Consider the following 19,746-nt stretch of genomic DNA (forward strand, 5'->3'; position numbering starts at 1 on the left):
TCTAATGTAGTCCCAATATCGTGTCAATAGATAAGCTATTGACACGATATTAAAAGATATATGTGACATTTTTCACAAAAAAGAGGAGGCTTATCAGTATGCAATTTCAATTAACAGAAGATCAGCAAATGGTTCAAAAATTGGCACGTGATTTTGCAGAGAAGAGATTAGCACCAAGTGTAGCAGAGCGAGATGAAAAGGAAGAGTTTTCTCGTGAACTGTTCAATGAAATGGGAGAAATGGGCCTAACTAGTATTTGCTTTCCAGAGGCTTATGGCGGTGCTGCAGGTGATGTTTTAAGCTACATCCTAGCAGTGGAGGAATTATCGAAAGTGGATGATGGTATAGGCATCACTCTATCAGCTACTGTGTCCTTATGTGCATGGCCGATTTATGCTTATGGCACGGAAGAACAAAAGCAAAAATATTTAGTGCCGTTAGTGGAAGGCGAAAAGCTTGGAGCCTTTGGTTTGACCGAACCCAATGCGGGAACGGATGCAGCAGCCCAGCAAACCGTGGCAGTAGCTGATGGCGATGATTATATTTTAAACGGCAGCAAAGTATTTATCACCAATGGTGGTGAGGCTGAAACCTATGTGATCTTTGCTATGACTGATAAATCAAAAGGAACAAGAGGGATTACTGCATTTATCGTAGAGAAGGATATGCCTGGTTTTACCTTTGGTAAAAAAGAACATAAAATGGGGATTCATACTTCCTTAACAAATGAATTAGTATTCCAAAACGTTCGCTTGCCAAAAGAAAATATGTTAGGCAAAGTTGGCGAAGGCTTTAAGATTGCAATGAGTACCTTAGATGGCGGTCGTATCGGCGTAGCTGCTCAAGCTTTAGGAATTGCTCAGGGAGCTCTTGATCATGCTATTAAGTATTCCAAAGAAAGAGTACAGTTTGGTAAACCGATTGCACAAAATCAGGCATTGGCCTTTATGATGGCTGATATGGCTACTAAAATTGACGCTGCCCGCCTTTTGGTGTATCGTGCAGCCTATTTGAAAGATCAAGGGTTGCCTTATTCCAAAGAAGCTGCTATGGCAAAATTATATGCATCTGATATCGCTATGGAAGTTACTACAGATGCTGTGCAGGTTTTTGGCGGCTATGGTTATAGTCGGGAGTATCCAGTAGAGCGTTTAATGCGTAATGCAAAAATTACACAGATATATGAAGGAACCAATCAAGTTCAGCGAATGGTTATTTCCGGCACGATATTGAAATAATGTTAAATAGAATTTTTTGTAGGATTCCTTTACGGCGCTATAAAGGTTTATGTAAAAGAACAGGGGGACTTATGTGATGGACATAGTAGTTTGTGTCAAGCAAGTGCCTGATACTACGGAAGTGAGAATTGATCCGGAAACCAATACTCTTATTCGTCAAGGGGTTCCTAGTATTGTGAATCCTTTTGACAAAAATGCCGTGGAAGCAGCATTGCAGCTCAGAGAAAAGTATGGTGGCAAAGTGACCATACTTTCTATGGGGCCCTTACAGTCAAAAGAAGCGTTAAAAGAATGTTTGGCAATGGGAGCCGATGAAGCGATACTTCTAAGTGATAGGGCCTTTGGCGGTTCTGATACCTTGGCTACCAGTCATGCATTGGCAGCTGGTCTTCGAAAAATGGGTAAGGTGGATATTATTCTTTGTGGTAAACAAGCTATTGATGGGGATACTGCCCAGGTTGGTCCTGAAATTGCGGAACATTTGGGGATCACTCAGGTTACTTATGTATCTAAAATTAATACGGTAGATGAGCAAGTTATCCGTGTGGAACGAGAACATGAAGAAGGTTATGAAGTCATTGAGGCACAAATGCCTGTTTTGCTGACGGTAGTGAAATCCATTAATGAACCGCGCTACCCCACCGTGAAAGGCACGATGAAAGCAAACCGCAAAGAAATACCCGTATGGACAGTAGATGATGTAGAAGTGGATCGGGATGCTCTTGGGCTAAAAGGTTCACCAACACAGGTACGTCGAATTTTTACCCCTGAACGCCGTGTGCAGGGTGAAATGATGCAGGCTGATACGGCAAGAGAAGCGGCGGAACTACTTGTCAAACGTTTAGTAGAATTAAAAATTATCTAAGTGGGGGTGAAAAAATGGCTGTAAAAGTGAACCCGGAAGAATGTATTGGTTGTACTGCTTGTGTAGGTGCCTGTCCCTTTGGAGCAATTGTCATGGAAGATGGTAAAGCATTGATTACAGATGCTTGTACTGCTTGTGGCGCTTGTATTGATGTCTGTCCTGTAGGGGCAATTCATCGTGAAGTGGAAGAAAAAAATGTTTCTATGAACAAAGACGAGTTTAAAGGTGTATGGGTTTATGTTGAACAAGTTGACGGACAGGCACGCAATGTGGGGTATGAATTGTTAAATGAAGGCCGTAAACTAGCGGATGCTATGGGGCAGGAGTTGGCAGGAGTACTTATTGGCGACAATGTCGATCAACTGACCAAGGAAGTGTTTGCCCGGGGTGCTGATAAAATTTATTTGGTAGAAGGCAAAGAATTTTCTCATTACAGTACAGACGCCTATACCATTACGTTGACGGATTTGATCCATACGTATAAACCTGCTGTTATTTTAATGGGGGCAACCAATGATGGAAGAGATTTAGGACCAAGAGTAGCTGGTCGAGTTGGTACTGGATTGACTGCGGATTGCACGAATCTTGGTATTGACTCAGCCACTGGCTTAGTAGCCTGGACTCGTCCTGCATTTGGCGGCAATATTATGGCAACCATTTTATGCCCTGACCATCGTCCACAGATGGGAACCATACGTCCTAATGTTTTTAAACGTTCAGTGCCGGATTATTCACGAACTGGTGAAATCGTAAAAGTAGCCAGCAAGGTAAAAATGACGGATATTCGCACTAAATTGCTGGAGATCATCCGCGAAGGCGTTGCATCGGCTAATTTAGAAGAAGCTGAAATTATTGTCTCGGGTGGTCGTGGTTTATCAAAGCCGGAAAGTTTTGCTTTAATTGAGGAACTGGCCGATGTGCTGGGCGGAGCCGTAGGTGCATCCCGGGCAGTGGTTGATGCAGGTTGGAAACCGGCACTCTATCAGGTTGGACAGACGGGCAAAACTGTTGGTCCCAAAGTATATTTTGCCTGTGGCATTTCCGGCGCCATTCAGCATGTAGCTGGAATGTCATCCTCTGACATTGTTATTGCGATTAACAAAGATCCAGAAGCACCAATTTTCAAAATCGCCAACTACGGTATTGTAGGCGATGTAATGGAAGTCATTCCCGCTTTAATTGATGAGATTAAAAAGGTGAAAGCTGCGGGTTAGAGATTAGATATGAGTAAATAGTGATTGAACCACAGAGGCACAGAGGACACTGAGGGGTAATATAAATAAATTCAATTTCTTACTCTGTGCTCTCTGTGCCTCTGTGGTTAAAAAAGTTCTTTGATTTTAATTGCGGCACTTAATAAAGATTAGTATTTATAATTTTAAAATTCTGAGGAGGATTTTTTGATGGAAATTAAACGCGTATTAGTTATTGGGGCTGGACAGATGGGGAGCGGTATCGCTCAAGTAATGGCACAAGGTGGATTAGACGTAATATTACGGGATATTAAAGATGAGTTTGTACAAAAAGGTATTAAAGGAATTGAAAAAAACTTAACTCGTGCAGTAGAGAAAAATAAATTGACTGCTGAAGAGAAAGAAGCAATCTTAAAACGTATATCTGGAGTGGTAGAATTAGATGATGCTTCTTGCAATGTGGATCTTGTTATTGAAGCTGCTGTAGAAAATATGGACATCAAACGGGATATCTTTCAAACATTAGATAAATTGTGTCCGGCTCATACTATTTTAGGAACCAATACTTCTTCCTTGCCTGTTACTGCAGTAGGAGCAACTACAAAACGCCCCGATAAAGTAATTGGTATGCATTTCTTTAATCCAGCACCAGTAATGAAATTAGTAGAAGTCATTAATGGCTTGGCAACGAGTGAAGAAACTTTTGCTGAGGTAAAAGCTCTTGCAGAACAATTAGGCAAAACACCTGTAAAAGTTGCTGATTTCCCTGGCTTTATCGGTAATCGTGTCATGATTCCGATGATCAACGAAGCCGTGTTCACCTTGATGGAAGGAGTAGCTAGCGCAGAAGATATTGATAATGTAGCAAAATTAGGTTTTAATCATCCAATGGGACCGTTGGCGCTATCTGATTTAATTGGTAATGACACTGTGCTATATATCATGGAAGTACTGCATGAAGGTTATGGTGATCCTAAATATCGTCCATGCCCATTATTGAAGAAAATGGTACAAGCAGGTTATCTAGGGCGTAAATCTGGTAAAGGCTTCTATGACTATACGTTAAAATAAAATACATGATTAGGTAGAATCATTGCCTGAAGGGGCGAGGTTCAAAATAACTGTTATGTGAAGAAGAAGGCAGGCTTATGCTAATGGATCGTAGATTGGCATAAGCCTTAGTCCTTGTTTTAAATACTACGATTTTAAAAAAATAGGAGTGTGCTAATACATGAGTCAGTATACCAATCTTTTATTTGAGGTTAAAGACAGCATTGGGATGATTACGTTACATAGACCCAAAGCATTGAATGCCCTTAATACAGAATTATTACAAGAATTAAGTAACCTATTAGATCGTATAAAAGAAGATACATCAATTGGAATTGTGATTATTACAGGCAGTGGGGAAAAGGCCTTTGTCGCAGGAGCCGATATCGCTGAAATGCAAACATTAACTGCCATTGAAGGTCGTAATTTTGGCAAGATTGGTCAAGATGTATTTAATAAACTGGAAAGTCTGCCTCAGCCAGTAATCGCTGCCATTAACGGCTTTGCTTTAGGCGGTGGATGTGAACTGGCAATGGCATGTGATATTCGTATCGCTTCTGAAAAAGCGAAGTTTGGACAGCCAGAAGTTTCTTTAGGGATTACTCCTGGTTTCGGCGGTACGCAGCGTTTGCCGCGACTGGTAGGTAAAGGACGCGCGAAAGAACTAATTTATACTGGTGATATTATTGATGCAGGGGAAGCCTATCGTATTGGACTGGTTAATAAAGTCGCAGCTCCTGATGAATTGATGAATGTAGCTAAGGCTATGGCAGAAAAGATCTTATCGAGAGCTTCCGTTGCTGTACAATTGTCAAAAGCTGCTGTAAATGAAGGGCTAAATATGGATCTTGCATCAGGCATTGCCTATGAGGCAGAAGTCTTTGGCTTGTGTTTTGCCACAGAAGATCAAAAAGAAGGCATGACTGCATTTGTAGAAAAAAGAAAAGCCAATTTTTCTGGCAAATAGTAGATACAAAGAATACTATTTGGTCGTCGGATAAAATAAAAAACGGCCTTTAACGTAAACCTCTTTCAGATGCATGCAGTAGAATACATGTACTTACTGAAAGAGGTTTTTTAAAAAAATAATCATGATCTATTACTTTCGGTAGAGGCGAAGAAAATAGTTTTCTGATAAAATAAATCAATTAAGGCAAAAGGAGGCTGGAAATGAAGATTGGTCAAAAAATTTCATTGTCTTTAGCAGTAATTCTAGGTTTAATCGTAATTATGGGGATTTATTCTATATGGTCGTCTGATAGAATAAAAGATGGTGTTGGAGATATACAATCCAGTAATGCCAGAGCCATTATTTCAGCAAAGGCTGAAAATGAATATACTGGCGCAGTATTGGAGATCAGACGCTATATAGCAGATGGAGACGAAAAATATAGCAAGAACTTTGAGGACAAGTTAGGATCAGTCATTGAATTGGAAAAGCAGCTACTCAGTTTAACGCCCCAAGGAAAAAGAGCAGATGTAGAAAAACTAATTGATGATACAGAAAAGTATAAAAGTGGCGTAGTCACTAGGCTGATTCCTGTATTGCGGGAACAATATAAAGAAAAAACTGCTGGAAATCAGTTAAGGGCAAATGACCTATCTCAAACAAGTGGTATTATTACTCGTGAATTGACTCCTTTTGCTCAAGCAATACAGCAAGCCCTTCATACCAGCGTTGAGGCCAACTCCAATGATGCAATTGCAGAAGTTAGTCAGGTCAATCAAAAAGTATCGAGTGGTATTTATACCGCAATTGTATTAAGTATTGTTGCACTTGTATTTGGGGTCATACTCAGCATTTATTTAACGAAGCAGATTACTTCACCGATCAGCAAAATTACCAATGATATCGATCTCATGGCAGGTGGAATTTTTACAGGCAAAGATGACCCGACACTGAAAGCCAGAAGTGATGAATTTGGACATGTAGCAGATTCTCTTTCCAAAATGAAAATGAATTTGAAAGCTCTTATTGTAAATGTACAAGAAAAGACAGAACTGCTCGCTAGTTATTCTGAAGAATTGTACGTTAGTGCAGAACAGTCTGCTCAGGCTTCTGGTCAGGTAGCTGATTCGATCATGAATGTGGTGGCAGGCACCGATAAACAGGCAAAATCCATCCATACCACTTTAGCTATAGTGGAAAAATCGGCAACGGATTCTAGGATGGTAGCTAGTAATGCGCAAAATACGGTTTCAACGTCCGATGCAGCTACTGCAGCTGCTGTAGAGGGCGAAAAGCTGATCACCTCAGCACAACGTCAAATGAATAGTATTGAAACTACAGTCGGAAGCTCAGCGCAAATCGTAGAAAAATTGGGCGAGCGCTCTAAACATATTGGACAAATCGTAGACACCATTACGGGAATTGCTGGGCAAACCAATCTTTTAGCACTCAATGCTGCGATTGAAGCGGCTCGTGCAGGAGAGCAGGGCCGGGGATTCGCCGTAGTGGCAGAAGAAGTACGAAAGCTGGCAGAGCAATCGGAAGATGCTGCCAAATTAATTGCACAATTAATTGGAGAGATCCAGCTTGAGACAGACCAAGCAGTTGTAGCCATGCATAGTGGCACAGAAGAGGTACGAATTGGTGGTAAAGTTGTAGCCGATGCTGGAATCGCCTTTCAGAACATTATACAACTTGTGAAAGTAATTACCACCGAAGTAACAGAAATCTCTAAATCAGGGGAAGATGTACTAGCCAGTAGTCAAAAGATTGTTGAAATCGTTCGTGAAATCAACGAAGTCACCCAAGACACGGCAGCGCAAACTCAGACTGTATCTGCTGCAACGGAGGAACAAACTGCGTCCATGGAAGAAATAGCAGCTACTAGCCGTAGCCTTACTACTATGGCCGAAGAACTGCAAGTAGCAGCACATAAGTTTAAAATTTAAGAGTACACATAATTAAAAAGTCTCTTGGTTCACATTGTGAATACCAAGAGACTTTTTAATGAGCTAGAATATTTGTAAAAGTGAGAAGGAACGATTAACCGCAGAGGCGCAGAGGTGTTCTCTGCATCTCTGCGGTTAAAAACGTTTTTCCTACGAACTTAGTCTTTAGATGCTTAACTTATTTTTTCATGACAGTGGCTTTACCATCAATCACAATAGTTCCTTCTTGATTGGTAACGTAGGTTCTAAAAATCAAACGATTTTTTGCTTCAATTTTTTCGATCACTTCAACGGTAGCCGTTACGGTATCGCCAATTTTTACAGGAGCTTTGAAGGCTAATTCTTGACCCATATAAATCGTATTTGCACCAGGTAAGGTAGTGCCTAGAACTGCCGAAATGAAGCCTGCTGACAGCATACCGTGAGCAATACGTTCTTTAAACATGCTGGTTTTAGCAAACTCAGCATTCACATGTACGGGATTGAAATCCCCAGTTAGACCAGCAAATGTATATACATCATATTCTGTTACCGTTTTAGACATGCTGGCTTTGTCCCCAACTTGAATATCCACAAATTTTACGTCTTGTATCATGAATAATACCCTCCCTTAATTGATTAGTATACTCTCGGTAAGCAGCATATATAGCTTGTACCAGGCAAAAAATGAGCATTGCTATACTCGTCCTTTGCCGTCCTAAATGAGACTTTCCGAGAGACTTACTGATTACAGTATTCCAGTAGTCGTATGAATCAAAATAATAACAAATACCATCAAGGTTTTGATAGCAGTTAGTACAAAAATATCGCCATAAGAGTCTTTATGAGTCATTCCGCAAACTGCAAGCAGAGTGATTACAGCACCATTATGAGGTAAAGTATCCATACCGCCGGAAGCCATAGATGCTACTCTGTGCAGAATTTCAGGAGACATGCCGATGGAATTTGCCCAGGCTAACCAATCTTTTGCCATTAAGTCCAGAGCGATGGACATACCACCAGAGGCTGAACCAGTGACACCAGCAAGAATATTTACCGTTACTGCTTCGGATACGAGAGGTGAACCGCCCACTTTAATACTCATTAACGCATTGGAAATATTTTTAAAACCGGAAAGGGAAGAAATTACATTACCATAACCAACTTCAGATGCAGTGTTCATAATTGCTAACAAGGAACCAATGGCACCAGCGTTTAAGGATTTGGCTAATATGCCTTTACCTAGGTTATTGAAACCAAGAGCAATTGCTAGCAAGATACCACATACTAGGGCAATAATGAGTGACCAGATACTAATAACATTTTTAATGGAAGCGGCAGTTAAAGGAAGTTTCATTGCTTTAAAAGGTTCAAGCATATTGGGATCCCATGTGAAGACTTGTGTCATTACATAGTTTACAACTAATACTGTTAACAATGGCAGAATCGCAACTTTAAAAGAAGGTAACTTAATTGCGGCTGAAGCCTCAGGCTCGTTTAATGTGTGTGCGCCATAGCCTTCGCCGCGGTCTGCAGCTTGTTTACGGCGACGTTCTAACCAGATCGTACCCAAGGCAAAGATCAGAGTACCGCCAATAAGACCTAAAATCGGTGCGGCATAAATATTGGTACCAAAAAAGTTAGTAGGGATCAAATTCTGGATTTGTGGAGTACCAGGCAAACAATCCATCGTTGCAGTAAAAGCTCCTAAGGCAATTGCAGCTGGTAATAATCTTTTAGGAATATCAGCTTCTTTAAATAATGCGGACGCAAAAGGATATACTGCAAACACGACTACGAATAAGCTTACGCCGCCATAGGTAAGTGCTGCGCCAGCTAAAACAACTGCTAAAATAGCACGATCTTTTCCTAAAGATTTCATAATAGTGTGAGCTATACCTTTTGCAAGGCCAGTGTCTTCCATAATTTTACCAAAGACAGCACCTAATAAAAATACAGGGAAAAAGGATTTAATATACGTGACTGCTTTTGCCATAAATAGTTCTGTATAAGCTGGCATTAATGGTAGTCCAGACAGAGAGGCTGCTAACAAAGCAAACACAGGGGCAAACAGGATAACAGAAAAACCTCTATACGCAAAAAACATTAAAAGAAATAAACTTAAGATAATACCTACTACTTCCAAAATGATGACCTCCTCTATTTTAGTGTAATTATGAACCTAAAAGCAAGCTATTGTCTTGATAAGCCTCCTTTCGTTATATCTCTAAATATATGCAAATTTTGTGCCAATTCAAATTAGGGTGAAAATTAGTAGTTTACTGTTTTTTAGATGAGTATCTGTATAGATATATAGACAGTATGTACAAGAAAAGAGACATATATTTAGAACATAATAAATAATAGCCTTCCCAAGAACCTCTCCTTTTATTCCAGAAGGATACAATTGCTGAAGTTACGTTAATAATTATAGAGGGAGGAAAAAGATGAGATTTTCTGAACCACAAAGGCACAATGCCACTAATACGGCACACAAAGGACTGCACAAAGAATATAAATAAAACCCTTTGTGTCCTTTGCGTTTTTGTGGTTCAATTCGTTTTATCCTTTAGTATTCTTCGCGTCTTCGCAGTTCAAAAGGTCTTATTTTTTTAAAAAGGACGCATTGGTGTTTTTCTTATTATAACTAAAATATTGTAAATTACCTATTGTATTGATGATGTCTAAGAATGAGTACACCAATTAGCAGGAATAATAGAAGAAATGTCTAATGGCTTATTATATAGAAGACATTTGGAGGTGGGAAATGCGTATACGGGATTTAATGAACATGAACGTAGTAACGGTGTTGCCTACTATGATGTTAAAGGAAGCTGCAGTCATTCTTAATAATGCTGGTGCAGACAAGGCACTAGTAGTTGATGATGATGGTAAATTAATCGGATTCATTAGCCAAAGAGGATTTATTAAGGCGGTAGCGATTAGTGAGATAGAGAATCTTTGTGTTCAAGATATTATGACGATGCGTGTCGTTCCTGTGCTATATACGAAGAGTGTTAGTGAATTAAAAGAAGAATTTACCTTGAATGAATGCCCTTTTTTTCCAGTGGTAGATGGGGAAAATCGCCCAATCGGTATATTACACCAAAACGATGTAGTTACCTATTTATCAGACAGATCCTTGCTATTAGTAGAGGAAACCCAAGCCATTATTCAATCTTTGTATAATGGTGTTACTGCAGTAAACGCTGAAGGAATTGTAACGTTATTCAATGCCGCTGCAGAATTTATTACTGGATTAACAGCTGATGCCGTAATTGGACATCATGTGGATCATGTATTACCGAATACGAGGCTTAGCCGGGTATTAGAGACGGGTGAGACAGAAGTTAATCAGCAGCAAACCATTGGTAATTGCACGATTATTACGACTCGGTCGCCAATTTTAAATGGTAATAAAGTGATTGGAGCAGTGGCTGTTTTTCAAAATATTACAGAATTGCAGACCGTTGCTGTTGAATTGGAGAATGTAAAGAATTTAAAGAGTACCTTAGAGTCTGCAATTGAGAGCTTCTTTGAGGGAATTGTAATTGTAGATCGGAGTGGTAAAATCACAATGATTAATCAATCCTATTGTGATTTTCTCGGAATCGAAAGGGAAAGGGTGATTGGTCAGCATGTGGTTGACGTGATTCCCAATACGCGTATGCATGTGGTTGCCCAAGATGGTAAAGCCGAAATTACAGAAATCCAAAGGATAAACGACCATAATTGTGTAGTAACTCGTATTCCCATTGTAAAAGATGGTGAAACAGTTGGGGCGGTAGGAAAAGTTGTATTTAAAGATGTGAAAGATTTAAAAATATTATCAAACAAGCTCAATAAACTAGAATTTGAGCTAGAGTATTATAAGGAAGAGCTGCGCAAAGCCTATGGAGGTAAATATACCTTTGACAGTATTATTGGGACGAGTGAGAAAATGCAATGGATGAAGACCATTGCGATGAAGGCCGCTAAAGGAAATTCTACAGTACTAATATTAGGAGAAAGTGGTACCGGAAAAGAAGTATTCGCCCAATCCATTCATAATGGAAGTATCCGCAATAATGGTCCTTTTATTAAAGTGAATTGTGCAGCCCTCCCAGAAAACCTGTTGGAAACAGAATTATTTGGCTATGATGAAGGAGCCTTCACAGGGGCAAAAAAAGGTGGGAAACCAGGTAAGTTTGAATTAGCGAATCGGGGGACGATCTTCTTGGATGAAATTGGCGATATGCCAATTTCCATGCAGGTTAAATTGTTGCGTGTGCTCCAGGAGCGAGAGTTTGAACGGGTCGGGGGAACCAAGACGATAAAGCTGGATCTGCGGGTGATTGCTGCTACCAATCGAGATTTGACGAAAATGATTGAGAAAGGTGAGTTTCGTCAAGATTTATATTATCGCCTGGATATTATCTCTTTGGCCATTCCTCCATTGCGGGAACGTACGGAAGATATACCCGCGTTATGTGACATGCTGTTAAAAAAGATTAACAAGCGGGTGCAGCATGACGTTGAAGGAATCGCAGCAGCAACATTAAAACTATTAATGGCTTATAAATGGCCAGGCAATGTTCGCGAGTTGGAAAATGTGTTAGAAAGAGCATTGAATTTGATGGATGACCATGAAGTGTTAATCGCACCTGAACATTTACCTCCCATAGTAAAGAAGGTGAATAAAGAAAGCGAACCCATTGAAGTTTCCGATAATTTGGCTGAGATGCTGGATGATACAGAAAAGCAGGCAATTTTAAAGGTATTAGAAGAAGCCGGCGGTAACAAGAGTAAAGCGGCGAAAATTTTGGGAATTCATCGATCTGGATTTTATCAAAAGTTACAGAAACATAACATAAAATAAGATGGTTTATGATTTACACAAAAAGATTAATAAAAAAGTTGACATGATGAAAATATAATGTTATAATAGCAAAGATCAATATCGAAAGCTAAGAGCCGTCATATTTGACGGCTTATATTTATATAGAAATTGCAAAAGTAATCGAGTATGTTCTGGCAAAGCAATACAAAAAGTCGATTGTAAAAAATGATTGGTAGATTAGAGTTGTTCTCCTTTAAAAAAGAGTAATCATAAATCCTGTCTCTGCATATCCTATAAAGTAGTGGTAATGTTGATTAAGTACATAGTGGGCGAATTTACAAGGTGTGTTGTATATGATTACCGCTATAGTTTATAGGTTATTAGGGAGGATTCAAATGAGAATAGAACAGCGTATCCAGCAGCTTTATAAGAAGTTGTTAAAACTAGGATATTATCCATTTCAAGTACAAAGTATTATACACTTTGCAATTGGCAAGAGCGATGTAGAGGCAGCAACTGCTGCTGATAAAATTAAAGTTGTTAATATCTTGGAAGACTATGAAAAATTAGCATATAATTTTTCTCTTGCATATAGTAAATAAGTAAATAAAGAGCCTAGTAGGCTCTTTATTTCTGTCAATTTTAAATAAGTAGATTTTAAGTACCATTAAAAAAGGAAGGCTGGTAAAAATATGATTAGTACAAGTGGTTTGACGTTACGGTATGGAAAAAGGGCATTGTTTGAGGATGTCAATATAAAATTCACGCCAGGCAATTGTTATGGATTAATTGGTGCCAACGGTACAGGAAAATCGACTTTCTTAAAAATATTATCAGGTGAAATTGAACCAAATTCTGGTGAAGTTATTATTTCATCTGGAGAACGCCTAGCCGTTTTGAAACAGGATCATTATGAATTTGATGAATTTGATGTACTGAAAACAGTTATTATGGGACATGCTAGACTTTTTGAAATTATGGAAGCAAAAGAAGTATTATATGCGAAAGCCGATTTTACCGACGAAGATGGTATAAAGGTTGGCGAATTAGAAGGTGAATTTGCCGAACTCAACGGCTGGGATGCGGAAACGGAAGCAGCCCGCATGTTGACTGGTTTAGGAATTGGTGAAGAGCTACATACCAAATTAATGAAAGATTTAAGTGGTAATGAAAAGGTTCGGGTATTGTTAGCCCAAGCTTTATTTGGCTCTCCGGACATTTTGCTGCTGGATGAACCGACAAATCATCTAGATGTAGAATCCATTCGCTGGTTGGAAGAGTTTCTGTATAACTTTGATAACACGGTTATCGTGGTATCTCATGACCGTCATTTCTTAAATAAAGTTTGTACTCATATTGCCGATATTGATTTTAGCCAAATCCAGCTGTATGTAGGTAATTATGATTTTTGGCAGCAGTCAAGTGAACTGGCATTGAAAATGGCTAAAGAAGCCAATAAGAAGACTGAAGAAAAAATGAAAGATCTGCAAAGCTTTATCCAGCGTTTTAGTGCGAATGCTTCCAAATCAAAACAAGCAACGTCACGTAGAAAACAATTGGATAAGTTGACATTAGAAGATATTAAGCCATCATCCCGTAAATATCCTTATATCGCTTTTAAACCGGACCGAGAAGCAGGAGATCAACTATTAACCGTTGAGAATCTTTGCAAAACCATTGATGGGGAAAAAGTGCTGAATAATGTTAGCTTCGTTGTTGCAAAGGCAGATAAAATTGCTTTTGTTGGTGCTAACAGCTTGGCGAAGACCACATTATTTAAAATCTTAATGGGTGAAATGGAAGCAGACAGTGGTGAATTTAAATGGGGTGTCACTACTTCTCAGGCTTATTTCCCAAGGGATAATGCGGAGTATTTTAATAGTACATTAAATCTGGTAGATTGGCTCAGACAATTTTCTCGGGACCCGGACGAAACTTTTGTTCGAGGATTCTTAGGTCGTATGTTATTTTCCGGTGAGGAAAGTCAAAAAGCTGCCAATGTATTATCCGGTGGTGAAAAAGTACGGTGCATGCTGTCTAAAATGATGCTGAGCGGCGCCAATGTACTGATTTTTGATGAGCCGACAAATCACTTGGATTTGGAGTCTATCACTTCATTGAATAATGGTTTAATCAGCTTTGAGGGGACCATGTTATTTGTTGCTCATGACCATGAGTTTGTGCAAACCATTGCCAACCGTATTATTGAAATTACGGAAGATGGTATCATTGACAAACGTATGACCTATGATGAATACTTGGAAACCGTGGCAACTAGAAAATAAGAATCATTATACAGCACGCACTTCACTTGTGAGGTGCGTGTTTTTTTGGTATAAGATTTTATGAACCGCAAAGGCGCAATGCCGCCGCTCGCGGCACACAAAGGAGAACACAAAAAAGTTATAAATAGATCCCTTTGTGTCCTTTGCGTCTTTGTGGTTCAATTCGTTTTATATGTTTTAAAGTAGTATTTTTCTGATAAAATGGATATTGTAATTGTTTTTTACATAAAGTATATACTATATAGATAGTAAGAATTTCTAAAACAGTATAGCTTTAACAGCAGGAGGATATTAGGATGAAAGAATATGATGTTCTAATCGAAAAATTTCATGATTTTTTTACTCAGGATGGGAACTCTTGCGTGAGTCTGGGGGTCAATAAACATTTGGATGATCTGCCTAATCCTACCTTAGAAAATGGTAAACTACGCATTGCTGCAGGACAGAAGTTATTGGCAGATATTATGAGTTTTCCTAAAGGGGTATTGGAATTTGAGCAAATCCTGGACTTAGATTTGGCGGCATTGGCTGTTGAATTTGCCATATATAATCTCACGTATCACTTTAATGGTAAAACCCAGCTGCAGCAAAAACCTACTGCAGGTGCTGATATTAGTGATGGAATATTTCTGCTGTTCATCAACGATCCTCGTCCTTCTCATGAAAGACTGGATCATATTACGGCTCGCCTGGAAAAAGTACCTCAATACTTGGAGCAATTACTTTTGACGTTAGATACACCTGTAGAGCGCTGGGTCAGTATGGATATTGAAAAGGTAAATGGACTGTCAGAATTCTTTGAGACTCTTTATAATTGGGCGAAGAGTGAGCAATACAATCAGTTAGAAAGGCTGGCAGCTGCAAAGCAGCAAGCTAATGATGCTTTAGAGAAATATATAGAAAAACTCAAAGCAATGCCTACAACCACCAATTTCTTTATTGGTACAGAACAGGCTAAAACATGTATTGCATTACGGGGCATTGATAAATCCCTGGAAGAATTACATACAATGGCCGTCCAGTTTTTGCAGGATACTGCAAAAGAGCTGGAACTTTTGAGTGGGAAGTTAATTGAAAAATACAGCTTGCCGACGACTACTACTTTGGAAGAATTACATAATTTCTTAAACCAGCGGTATCAGGTAAAGCTTCCCCATAAAGATTCCTTCTCCGATATCATTTTACGATATAAAGAGGAAAAGGATAAGATTATCAAGTATCTCCAGGAAAAAGGGCTGTTTCCCATAGGGGAAGGACAGGATATGCTGATTATGCAGACACCTGCTTTTATGGCTCCTTCTATTCCAGCTGGAGCTATGGTTTCTCCGCCGCCTTTTCGCCCTGGTACAAAGACGAGTGTGATTTACCTTACACTGAGTCAAGAGTTATTAGATGAACATACAGAACTATCCATTCCTTCGATGATGATCCATGAGGGGATTCCTGGGCATCATTTACAGCTTGCTACCGCAGCGAACCATCCATCCGTAGTGCGGCGTCATTTTGATGCAATGGAGCATGCAGAGGGCTGGACCACGATGCTGGAAGATTATATGCTGGATATTGGGTATATGGGTGAACTAACCGATGAAGCCCGCTTTTGTGCGAAAAGGGATATTTCCAGAATTGGTGCGCGAGTGGCAATTGATTTATACTTCATGACAGGAGATATAAAATATTTAGATGTGGGCATTGATGTGGATATAACTTCTGATGATCCCTTTATCAATGCTGGCAAACTGCTGCAAAAAGTGACTGGATTTGTGGGAGGCAGAGTGCAAGCCGAATTAAACTGGTACTCTCAAGAAAGAGCCTATCCTCTTTGCTACCTTACTGGCAACAAATTAGTGTGGGAATTAAAGAGAGATATGGCCAAAGCGCAGCAAGGTAAACTAGAGGGACTCGAGTTAGATAAAGTATTTCACAGTATGTATCTGAAGGCGGGAAATATGCCTCTTGCCTTTTTACGCAAGGTATTTGAGCATGAAAAGCTGCTGTAATACAAATGGAGTTAGAAGGAAAAATGTGAAGTGGTTATAGGTTTCTGTAATTAAATGTCCATTTCATAAAGAATGTTGTTGACAGTGTGAAGAATTTTTTGTATTATAATCAAAAAGAAGACTATAATGACGATGAATGGAAGAGTAATTGTATTGGTAATATTCACAGCGAGCTGGAAATGGTGTAAGCCAGTAATATGAAATACAATGAAAATCATCCACGAGTTGCGGGCTGAAGAATTAGTAAGCTGCGCCGGGCCTCTTTTAGAGGAAATGCTGCCCGTTATTGCGGCGAGGTATAGAGTATTTATGCTTCGTACCTATGAGATATTATGGTTTATGCCATAATAATTTGGGTGGTATCGCGGATTAACCTCCGTCCCTTTATAAGGGACGGAGGTTTTTATTTTTAAATAAGGGGGAACTTGCTTTGAAAATGTTGGGAGCGGAAGTTGTAATTGAATGTTTGAAGGCGGAAGAGGTGGATATTGTATTTGGTTATCCTGGGGGGGCCGTTTTAACCCTTTATGATGCATTATTTAAAACTGATTTTCCCCATATTTTAACTCGCCATGAACAAGGAGCGGTGCATGCTGCAGATGGATATGCTCGGGCAACGGGTAAAACAGGCGTCTGCTTTGCTACCTCTGGTCCTGGGGGAACCAATCTGGTTACTGGTATTGCAACAGCGTATATGGATTCTATTCCCTTGGTGGCGATTACTGGTCAGGTAGGAGTATCTTTGATTGGCAAAGATTCTTTTCAAGAAGCGGATATTTGTGGTATTACTACCCCTATTACCAAACATAATTATTTAGTAAAAAAGATTCAGGATTTGCCTTGTGTAATGAAAGAAGCGTTTTATATTGCACGCACCGGACGGCCAGGGCCAGTCTTGATTGATATTTCTAAAGATGTTTTCAATGATACACTTGATTTTATATATCCTGAGACTGTCTGTCTTAGAGGATATCGATCTTTATTTGCTGGTGATTCTAGCCAGATTGATTTAGTGATTGAAGCCTTAGAAAAAGCAGAAAAACCTGTAATTTTTGTAGGCGGCGGTGTTAATATTTCAGGCACCTCAGAAGACGTTCGCAAATTGATCAACCTAACTGGCATTCCAGTCATATCAAGCTTAATGGGATTAGGCTGTATTCCTAGTGATGCACCTGAACACTTGGGAATGGTGGGAATGCATGGAACCTATGCTGCCAATATGGCGACAATTGACTGTGATCTTCTAATGGGTATTGGAGTTCGTTTCGATGATCGGGTCACCAGTCTGGTTCAGAACTTTGCTCCCAAAGCAACGATTATACATTTTGATATTGATCCAGCCGAGGTAAATAAGAATGTCCGTGCTGATTTAAAAGTAATAGGAGATTTGCGCTGGTCTTTGCCTCTTTTGTGTGAAAAAATAACGGAGCGTAATTTAACGAAAAAGCAGTGGGCAAGAGCAGAGTGGGTAGGTTTAGTACAGGAATGGAAGCGGGAAAAGCCTTTGGCATCAAGGTTGCCTGCAGGAGGAATTCGGCCACAAACCGTGATTGAGAAGGTCAGTGAGCTTACTCAAGGTGAAGCCATCATTGTAACGGATGTTGGCCAACATCAGATGTGGACTGCACAATCTTACAATTTTAATACACAGCGTTCTTTCTTGACTTCTGGTGGTTTGGGAACCATGGGATATGGTTTGCCAGCCGCGATTGGGGCTCAGATAACTTTGCCGGAGAAGAATGTCATATTATTTACTGGTGATGGCAGTATTATGATGAACTGTCAGGAGCTTGCAACTCTTGCTGATAATGGATTGCCAGTGAAAATTATCGTTATGAATAATCAGGTGCTTGGTATGGTGAATCAATGGCAGCGGATGTTTTATGGTAAACGGTATTCCCATTCCAGTACGAAGGGGTGTACCGACTTTGTGAAGCTTGCTGAGGCTATGGGGGTTGCTGGTCTTAGAGTAACAAAACCAGAAGAGTTAAACACGGTACTCGAAAAAGCATTGAAAATGGAAGGCCCAGTGCTGGTTGATATTCTGCTGCCAGAAACTGAAGATGTATTACCTATGGTTGCGCCAGGAGGACGTCTGGATCAAATGGTCTTAAGGGGGATAATTGGATGAAATATACATTAGCTGTTTTAGTAGAGAATCGGCCAGGGGTATTAACTCATATATCAGGACTCATTAGCCGTCGTGCCTTTAATATTGAAAGTATAGCAGCGGGACCTACTGAGGAAGTTGATACAACGCGAATCACCATTGGTGTTGAGGTGGAGGATGAATTTGAATTAGAGCAGGTAGTTAATCAATTGTCAAAACTCGTTAATGTGATTAAGATTGCAAATATCACATATGTAGATTCCATTCAACGTGAACTAGCTCTCATTAAAGTTCGTGCCAATAAAGCTAATCGATCAGACCTTGTTGATGTTGTAGAAATTTTTCGTGCTAAAATTGTAGATGTAAATAGAGAAACCTTAGTCGTCGAGTTATCCGGTGAAGAATCTAAAATTGATGCTTTGTGTGAGGTATTAACTGATTTCGGCATTCTTGAAATTGTTCGTACAGGAAGAATTGCAATTTCTAGAGGACCAGTTCCTGCAAAAGATATGTAGACAAATGCAAAAAAAGACTACAAAAGCCCAGTACCGCAGAAGCGGCACTGGGCTTTTGTGCTTTTAATTTTTAAACAACCCAATTGCACTGATAATCAAAGATACCATTCCACCTGCAATTAGAGGACCGACTGCTAGCCCTTGGAAGAAGCACACTCCCACAATGGTACCAACAACTAAAGCCGTTACTGCTTCTGGAGATTCTTTCATAAAAAATACACCTTGAGCAGCGATCCAGGCGACGAGAATGCCAACCAAAATGGCTACTAAACCAATGGGGGTCTTAAATGCTTCCAAGATTCCGCCGACGGATATGCGTCCTTGAGCGATAGGTGTTAATACAGCCAGAGTTAAAATGGTAATGCCAATGGTAATGCCATGATCTTCGATATAAGGAAACCATGTATGAAAGCCTAGCAGCTTTATTAGAAGCAGTATAAGTGCAGCAATTGATACAGAGTGGTTATTACCAATAACGGATAAACACAAAATTATCAAAATAGGTAGGTTTTCCCAATTCATTTTTTCACATCCTTATGTAATTTTGTAAGTAGAAGAATAGAAGATATTATGAACCACAAGGCACAATGCCGCTGCCCGCGGCACACTAAGGGGAAAACAAAGAATAATTTATAAAAATCCTTTGTGTCCTTTGCGTCTTTGTGGTTCGATTATGTTTTACCTGTTCCAAGCGGGCGTAAAACTGTCATTGCGAACACAGCGAAGCAATCCTCCCCTTGGCAAAAGATTGCTTTACTCTGTTCACAATGATAAAAATGGGGAGGTCTTTCTTA

The 19,746-nt window shown here is 39.7% G+C and carries 15 protein-coding genes and 1 other annotated feature; of the genes, 12 read left to right on the forward strand and 3 right to left on the reverse strand.

What is annotated here, in order from left to right; all coding sequences use genetic code 11:
* Positions 1–98: 98 nt before the first annotated feature.
* The 6 genes from LMF89_RS12525 (at position 99) to LMF89_RS12550 (ending at position 7,244) form a co-directional block, all read left to right on the forward strand.
* Complete coding sequence (locus LMF89_RS12525; protein WP_229535377.1) at positions 99–1,238, forward strand: acyl-CoA dehydrogenase; 1,140 nt, start codon at positions 99–101, stop codon at positions 1,236–1,238.
* Positions 1,239–1,314: 76 nt separating this feature from the next.
* On the forward strand, positions 1,315–2,103 hold the full coding sequence (locus LMF89_RS12530) for an electron transfer flavoprotein subunit beta/FixA family protein (RefSeq protein WP_229535451.1): 789 nt from the start codon (positions 1,315–1,317) through the stop codon (positions 2,101–2,103).
* A 14-nt stretch (positions 2,104–2,117) separates the two neighbouring features.
* On the forward strand, positions 2,118–3,317 hold the full coding sequence (locus LMF89_RS12535) for an electron transfer flavoprotein subunit alpha (protein WP_229535378.1): 1,200 nt from the start codon (positions 2,118–2,120) through the stop codon (positions 3,315–3,317).
* A 189-nt stretch (positions 3,318–3,506) separates the two neighbouring features.
* Complete coding sequence (locus LMF89_RS12540) at positions 3,507–4,367, forward strand: 3-hydroxybutyryl-CoA dehydrogenase (RefSeq protein ID WP_229535379.1); 861 nt, start codon at positions 3,507–3,509, stop codon at positions 4,365–4,367.
* Between the two features lie 160 nt (positions 4,368–4,527).
* Entirely contained in the window at positions 4,528–5,313 is a 786-nt protein-coding gene (locus LMF89_RS12545) for a short-chain-enoyl-CoA hydratase (RefSeq protein ID WP_229535380.1), read from the forward strand.
* 203 nt (positions 5,314–5,516) lie between these two features.
* Positions 5,517–7,244 carry a methyl-accepting chemotaxis protein gene (locus LMF89_RS12550; RefSeq protein ID WP_229535381.1) on the forward strand — a complete coding sequence of 576 codons (1,728 nt, stop codon included), beginning with the start codon at positions 5,517–5,519 and terminating at the stop codon, positions 7,242–7,244.
* Between the two features lie 178 nt (positions 7,245–7,422).
* Here the strand turns inward: LMF89_RS12550 and LMF89_RS12555 are convergent, their stop codons facing one another.
* Positions 7,423–7,839, reverse strand: coding sequence for a MaoC family dehydratase (locus LMF89_RS12555; protein ID WP_229535382.1), 417 nt, complete (start codon positions 7,837–7,839; stop codon positions 7,423–7,425).
* A gap of 132 nt (positions 7,840–7,971) precedes the next feature.
* Positions 7,972–9,369 carry a GntP family permease gene (locus LMF89_RS12560; RefSeq protein ID WP_229535383.1) on the reverse strand — a complete coding sequence of 466 codons (1,398 nt, stop codon included), beginning with the start codon at positions 9,367–9,369 and terminating at the stop codon, positions 7,972–7,974.
* A gap of 621 nt (positions 9,370–9,990) precedes the next feature.
* On the opposite strand from LMF89_RS12560, the gene LMF89_RS12565 reads away from it, so the two are divergent.
* The 6 genes from LMF89_RS12565 (at position 9,991) to ilvN (ending at position 18,952) form a co-directional block, all read left to right on the forward strand.
* On the forward strand, positions 9,991–12,081 hold the full coding sequence (locus LMF89_RS12565) for a sigma-54-dependent Fis family transcriptional regulator (RefSeq protein WP_229535384.1): 2,091 nt from the start codon (positions 9,991–9,993) through the stop codon (positions 12,079–12,081).
* 356 nt (positions 12,082–12,437) lie between these two features.
* A complete protein-coding gene (locus LMF89_RS12570) occupies positions 12,438–12,644 on the forward strand; it encodes a hypothetical protein (protein ID WP_229535385.1) in 207 nt (68 codons plus the stop codon).
* A gap of 90 nt (positions 12,645–12,734) precedes the next feature.
* Complete coding sequence (locus LMF89_RS12575) at positions 12,735–14,327, forward strand: ABC-F family ATP-binding cassette domain-containing protein (protein WP_229535386.1); 1,593 nt, start codon at positions 12,735–12,737, stop codon at positions 14,325–14,327.
* Between the two features lie 296 nt (positions 14,328–14,623).
* Positions 14,624–16,327: a DUF885 family protein gene (locus LMF89_RS12580; protein WP_229535387.1), complete on the forward strand. Its 1,704-nt coding sequence runs from the start codon at positions 14,624–14,626 to the stop codon at positions 16,325–16,327.
* 123 nt (positions 16,328–16,450) lie between these two features.
* Positions 16,451–16,714 (forward strand) — a binding site (T-box leader).
* A 43-nt stretch (positions 16,715–16,757) separates the two neighbouring features.
* The gene (gene ilvB, locus LMF89_RS12585; RefSeq protein ID WP_229535388.1) at positions 16,758–18,458 is read left to right on the forward strand and encodes a biosynthetic-type acetolactate synthase large subunit; all 1,701 of its coding nucleotides are present in this window, start codon (positions 16,758–16,760) and stop codon (positions 18,456–18,458) included.
* The gene (gene ilvN, locus LMF89_RS12590) at positions 18,455–18,952 is read left to right on the forward strand and encodes an acetolactate synthase small subunit (protein WP_007957168.1); all 498 of its coding nucleotides are present in this window, start codon (positions 18,455–18,457) and stop codon (positions 18,950–18,952) included. The genes ilvB and ilvN overlap by 4 nt, the downstream gene beginning before the upstream one ends.
* A gap of 63 nt (positions 18,953–19,015) precedes the next feature.
* Here the strand turns inward: ilvN and LMF89_RS12595 are convergent, their stop codons facing one another.
* On the reverse strand, positions 19,016–19,474 hold the full coding sequence (locus LMF89_RS12595; protein ID WP_229535389.1) for a DUF441 domain-containing protein: 459 nt from the start codon (positions 19,472–19,474) through the stop codon (positions 19,016–19,018).
* Positions 19,475–19,746 lie beyond the last annotated feature (272 nt).

It is taken from the genome of Pelosinus baikalensis, assembly GCF_020819555.1.
In the GTDB taxonomy this organism is placed as follows: domain Bacteria; phylum Bacillota; class Negativicutes; order DSM-13327; family DSM-13327; genus Pelosinus; species Pelosinus baikalensis.

Bases quoted from the DNA above. Each gene is read 5' to 3' on its own strand.
- LMF89_RS12525 (WP_229535377.1), top strand. From the start codon at position 99: ATGCAATTTCAATTAACAGAAGATCAGCAAATGGTTCAAAAATTGGCA.
- LMF89_RS12530 (WP_229535451.1), top strand. From the start codon at position 1,315: ATGGACATAGTAGTTTGTGTCAAGCAAGTGCCTGATACTACGGAAGTG.
- LMF89_RS12535 (WP_229535378.1), top strand. From the start codon at position 2,118: ATGGCTGTAAAAGTGAACCCGGAAGAATGTATTGGTTGTACTGCTTGT.
- LMF89_RS12540 (WP_229535379.1), top strand. From the start codon at position 3,507: ATGGAAATTAAACGCGTATTAGTTATTGGGGCTGGACAGATGGGGAGC.
- LMF89_RS12545 (WP_229535380.1), top strand. From the start codon at position 4,528: ATGAGTCAGTATACCAATCTTTTATTTGAGGTTAAAGACAGCATTGGG.
- LMF89_RS12550 (WP_229535381.1), top strand. From the start codon at position 5,517: ATGAAGATTGGTCAAAAAATTTCATTGTCTTTAGCAGTAATTCTAGGT.
- LMF89_RS12555 (WP_229535382.1), bottom strand. From the start codon at position 7,839: ATGATACAAGACGTAAAATTTGTGGATATTCAAGTTGGGGACAAAGCC.
- LMF89_RS12565 (WP_229535384.1), top strand. From the start codon at position 9,991: ATGCGTATACGGGATTTAATGAACATGAACGTAGTAACGGTGTTGCCT.
- LMF89_RS12570 (WP_229535385.1), top strand. From the start codon at position 12,438: ATGAGAATAGAACAGCGTATCCAGCAGCTTTATAAGAAGTTGTTAAAA.
- LMF89_RS12575 (WP_229535386.1), top strand. From the start codon at position 12,735: ATGATTAGTACAAGTGGTTTGACGTTACGGTATGGAAAAAGGGCATTG.
- LMF89_RS12580 (WP_229535387.1), top strand. From the start codon at position 14,624: ATGAAAGAATATGATGTTCTAATCGAAAAATTTCATGATTTTTTTACT.
- ilvN (WP_007957168.1), top strand. From the start codon at position 18,455: ATGAAATATACATTAGCTGTTTTAGTAGAGAATCGGCCAGGGGTATTA.
- LMF89_RS12595 (WP_229535389.1), bottom strand. From the start codon at position 19,474: ATGAATTGGGAAAACCTACCTATTTTGATAATTTTGTGTTTATCCGTT.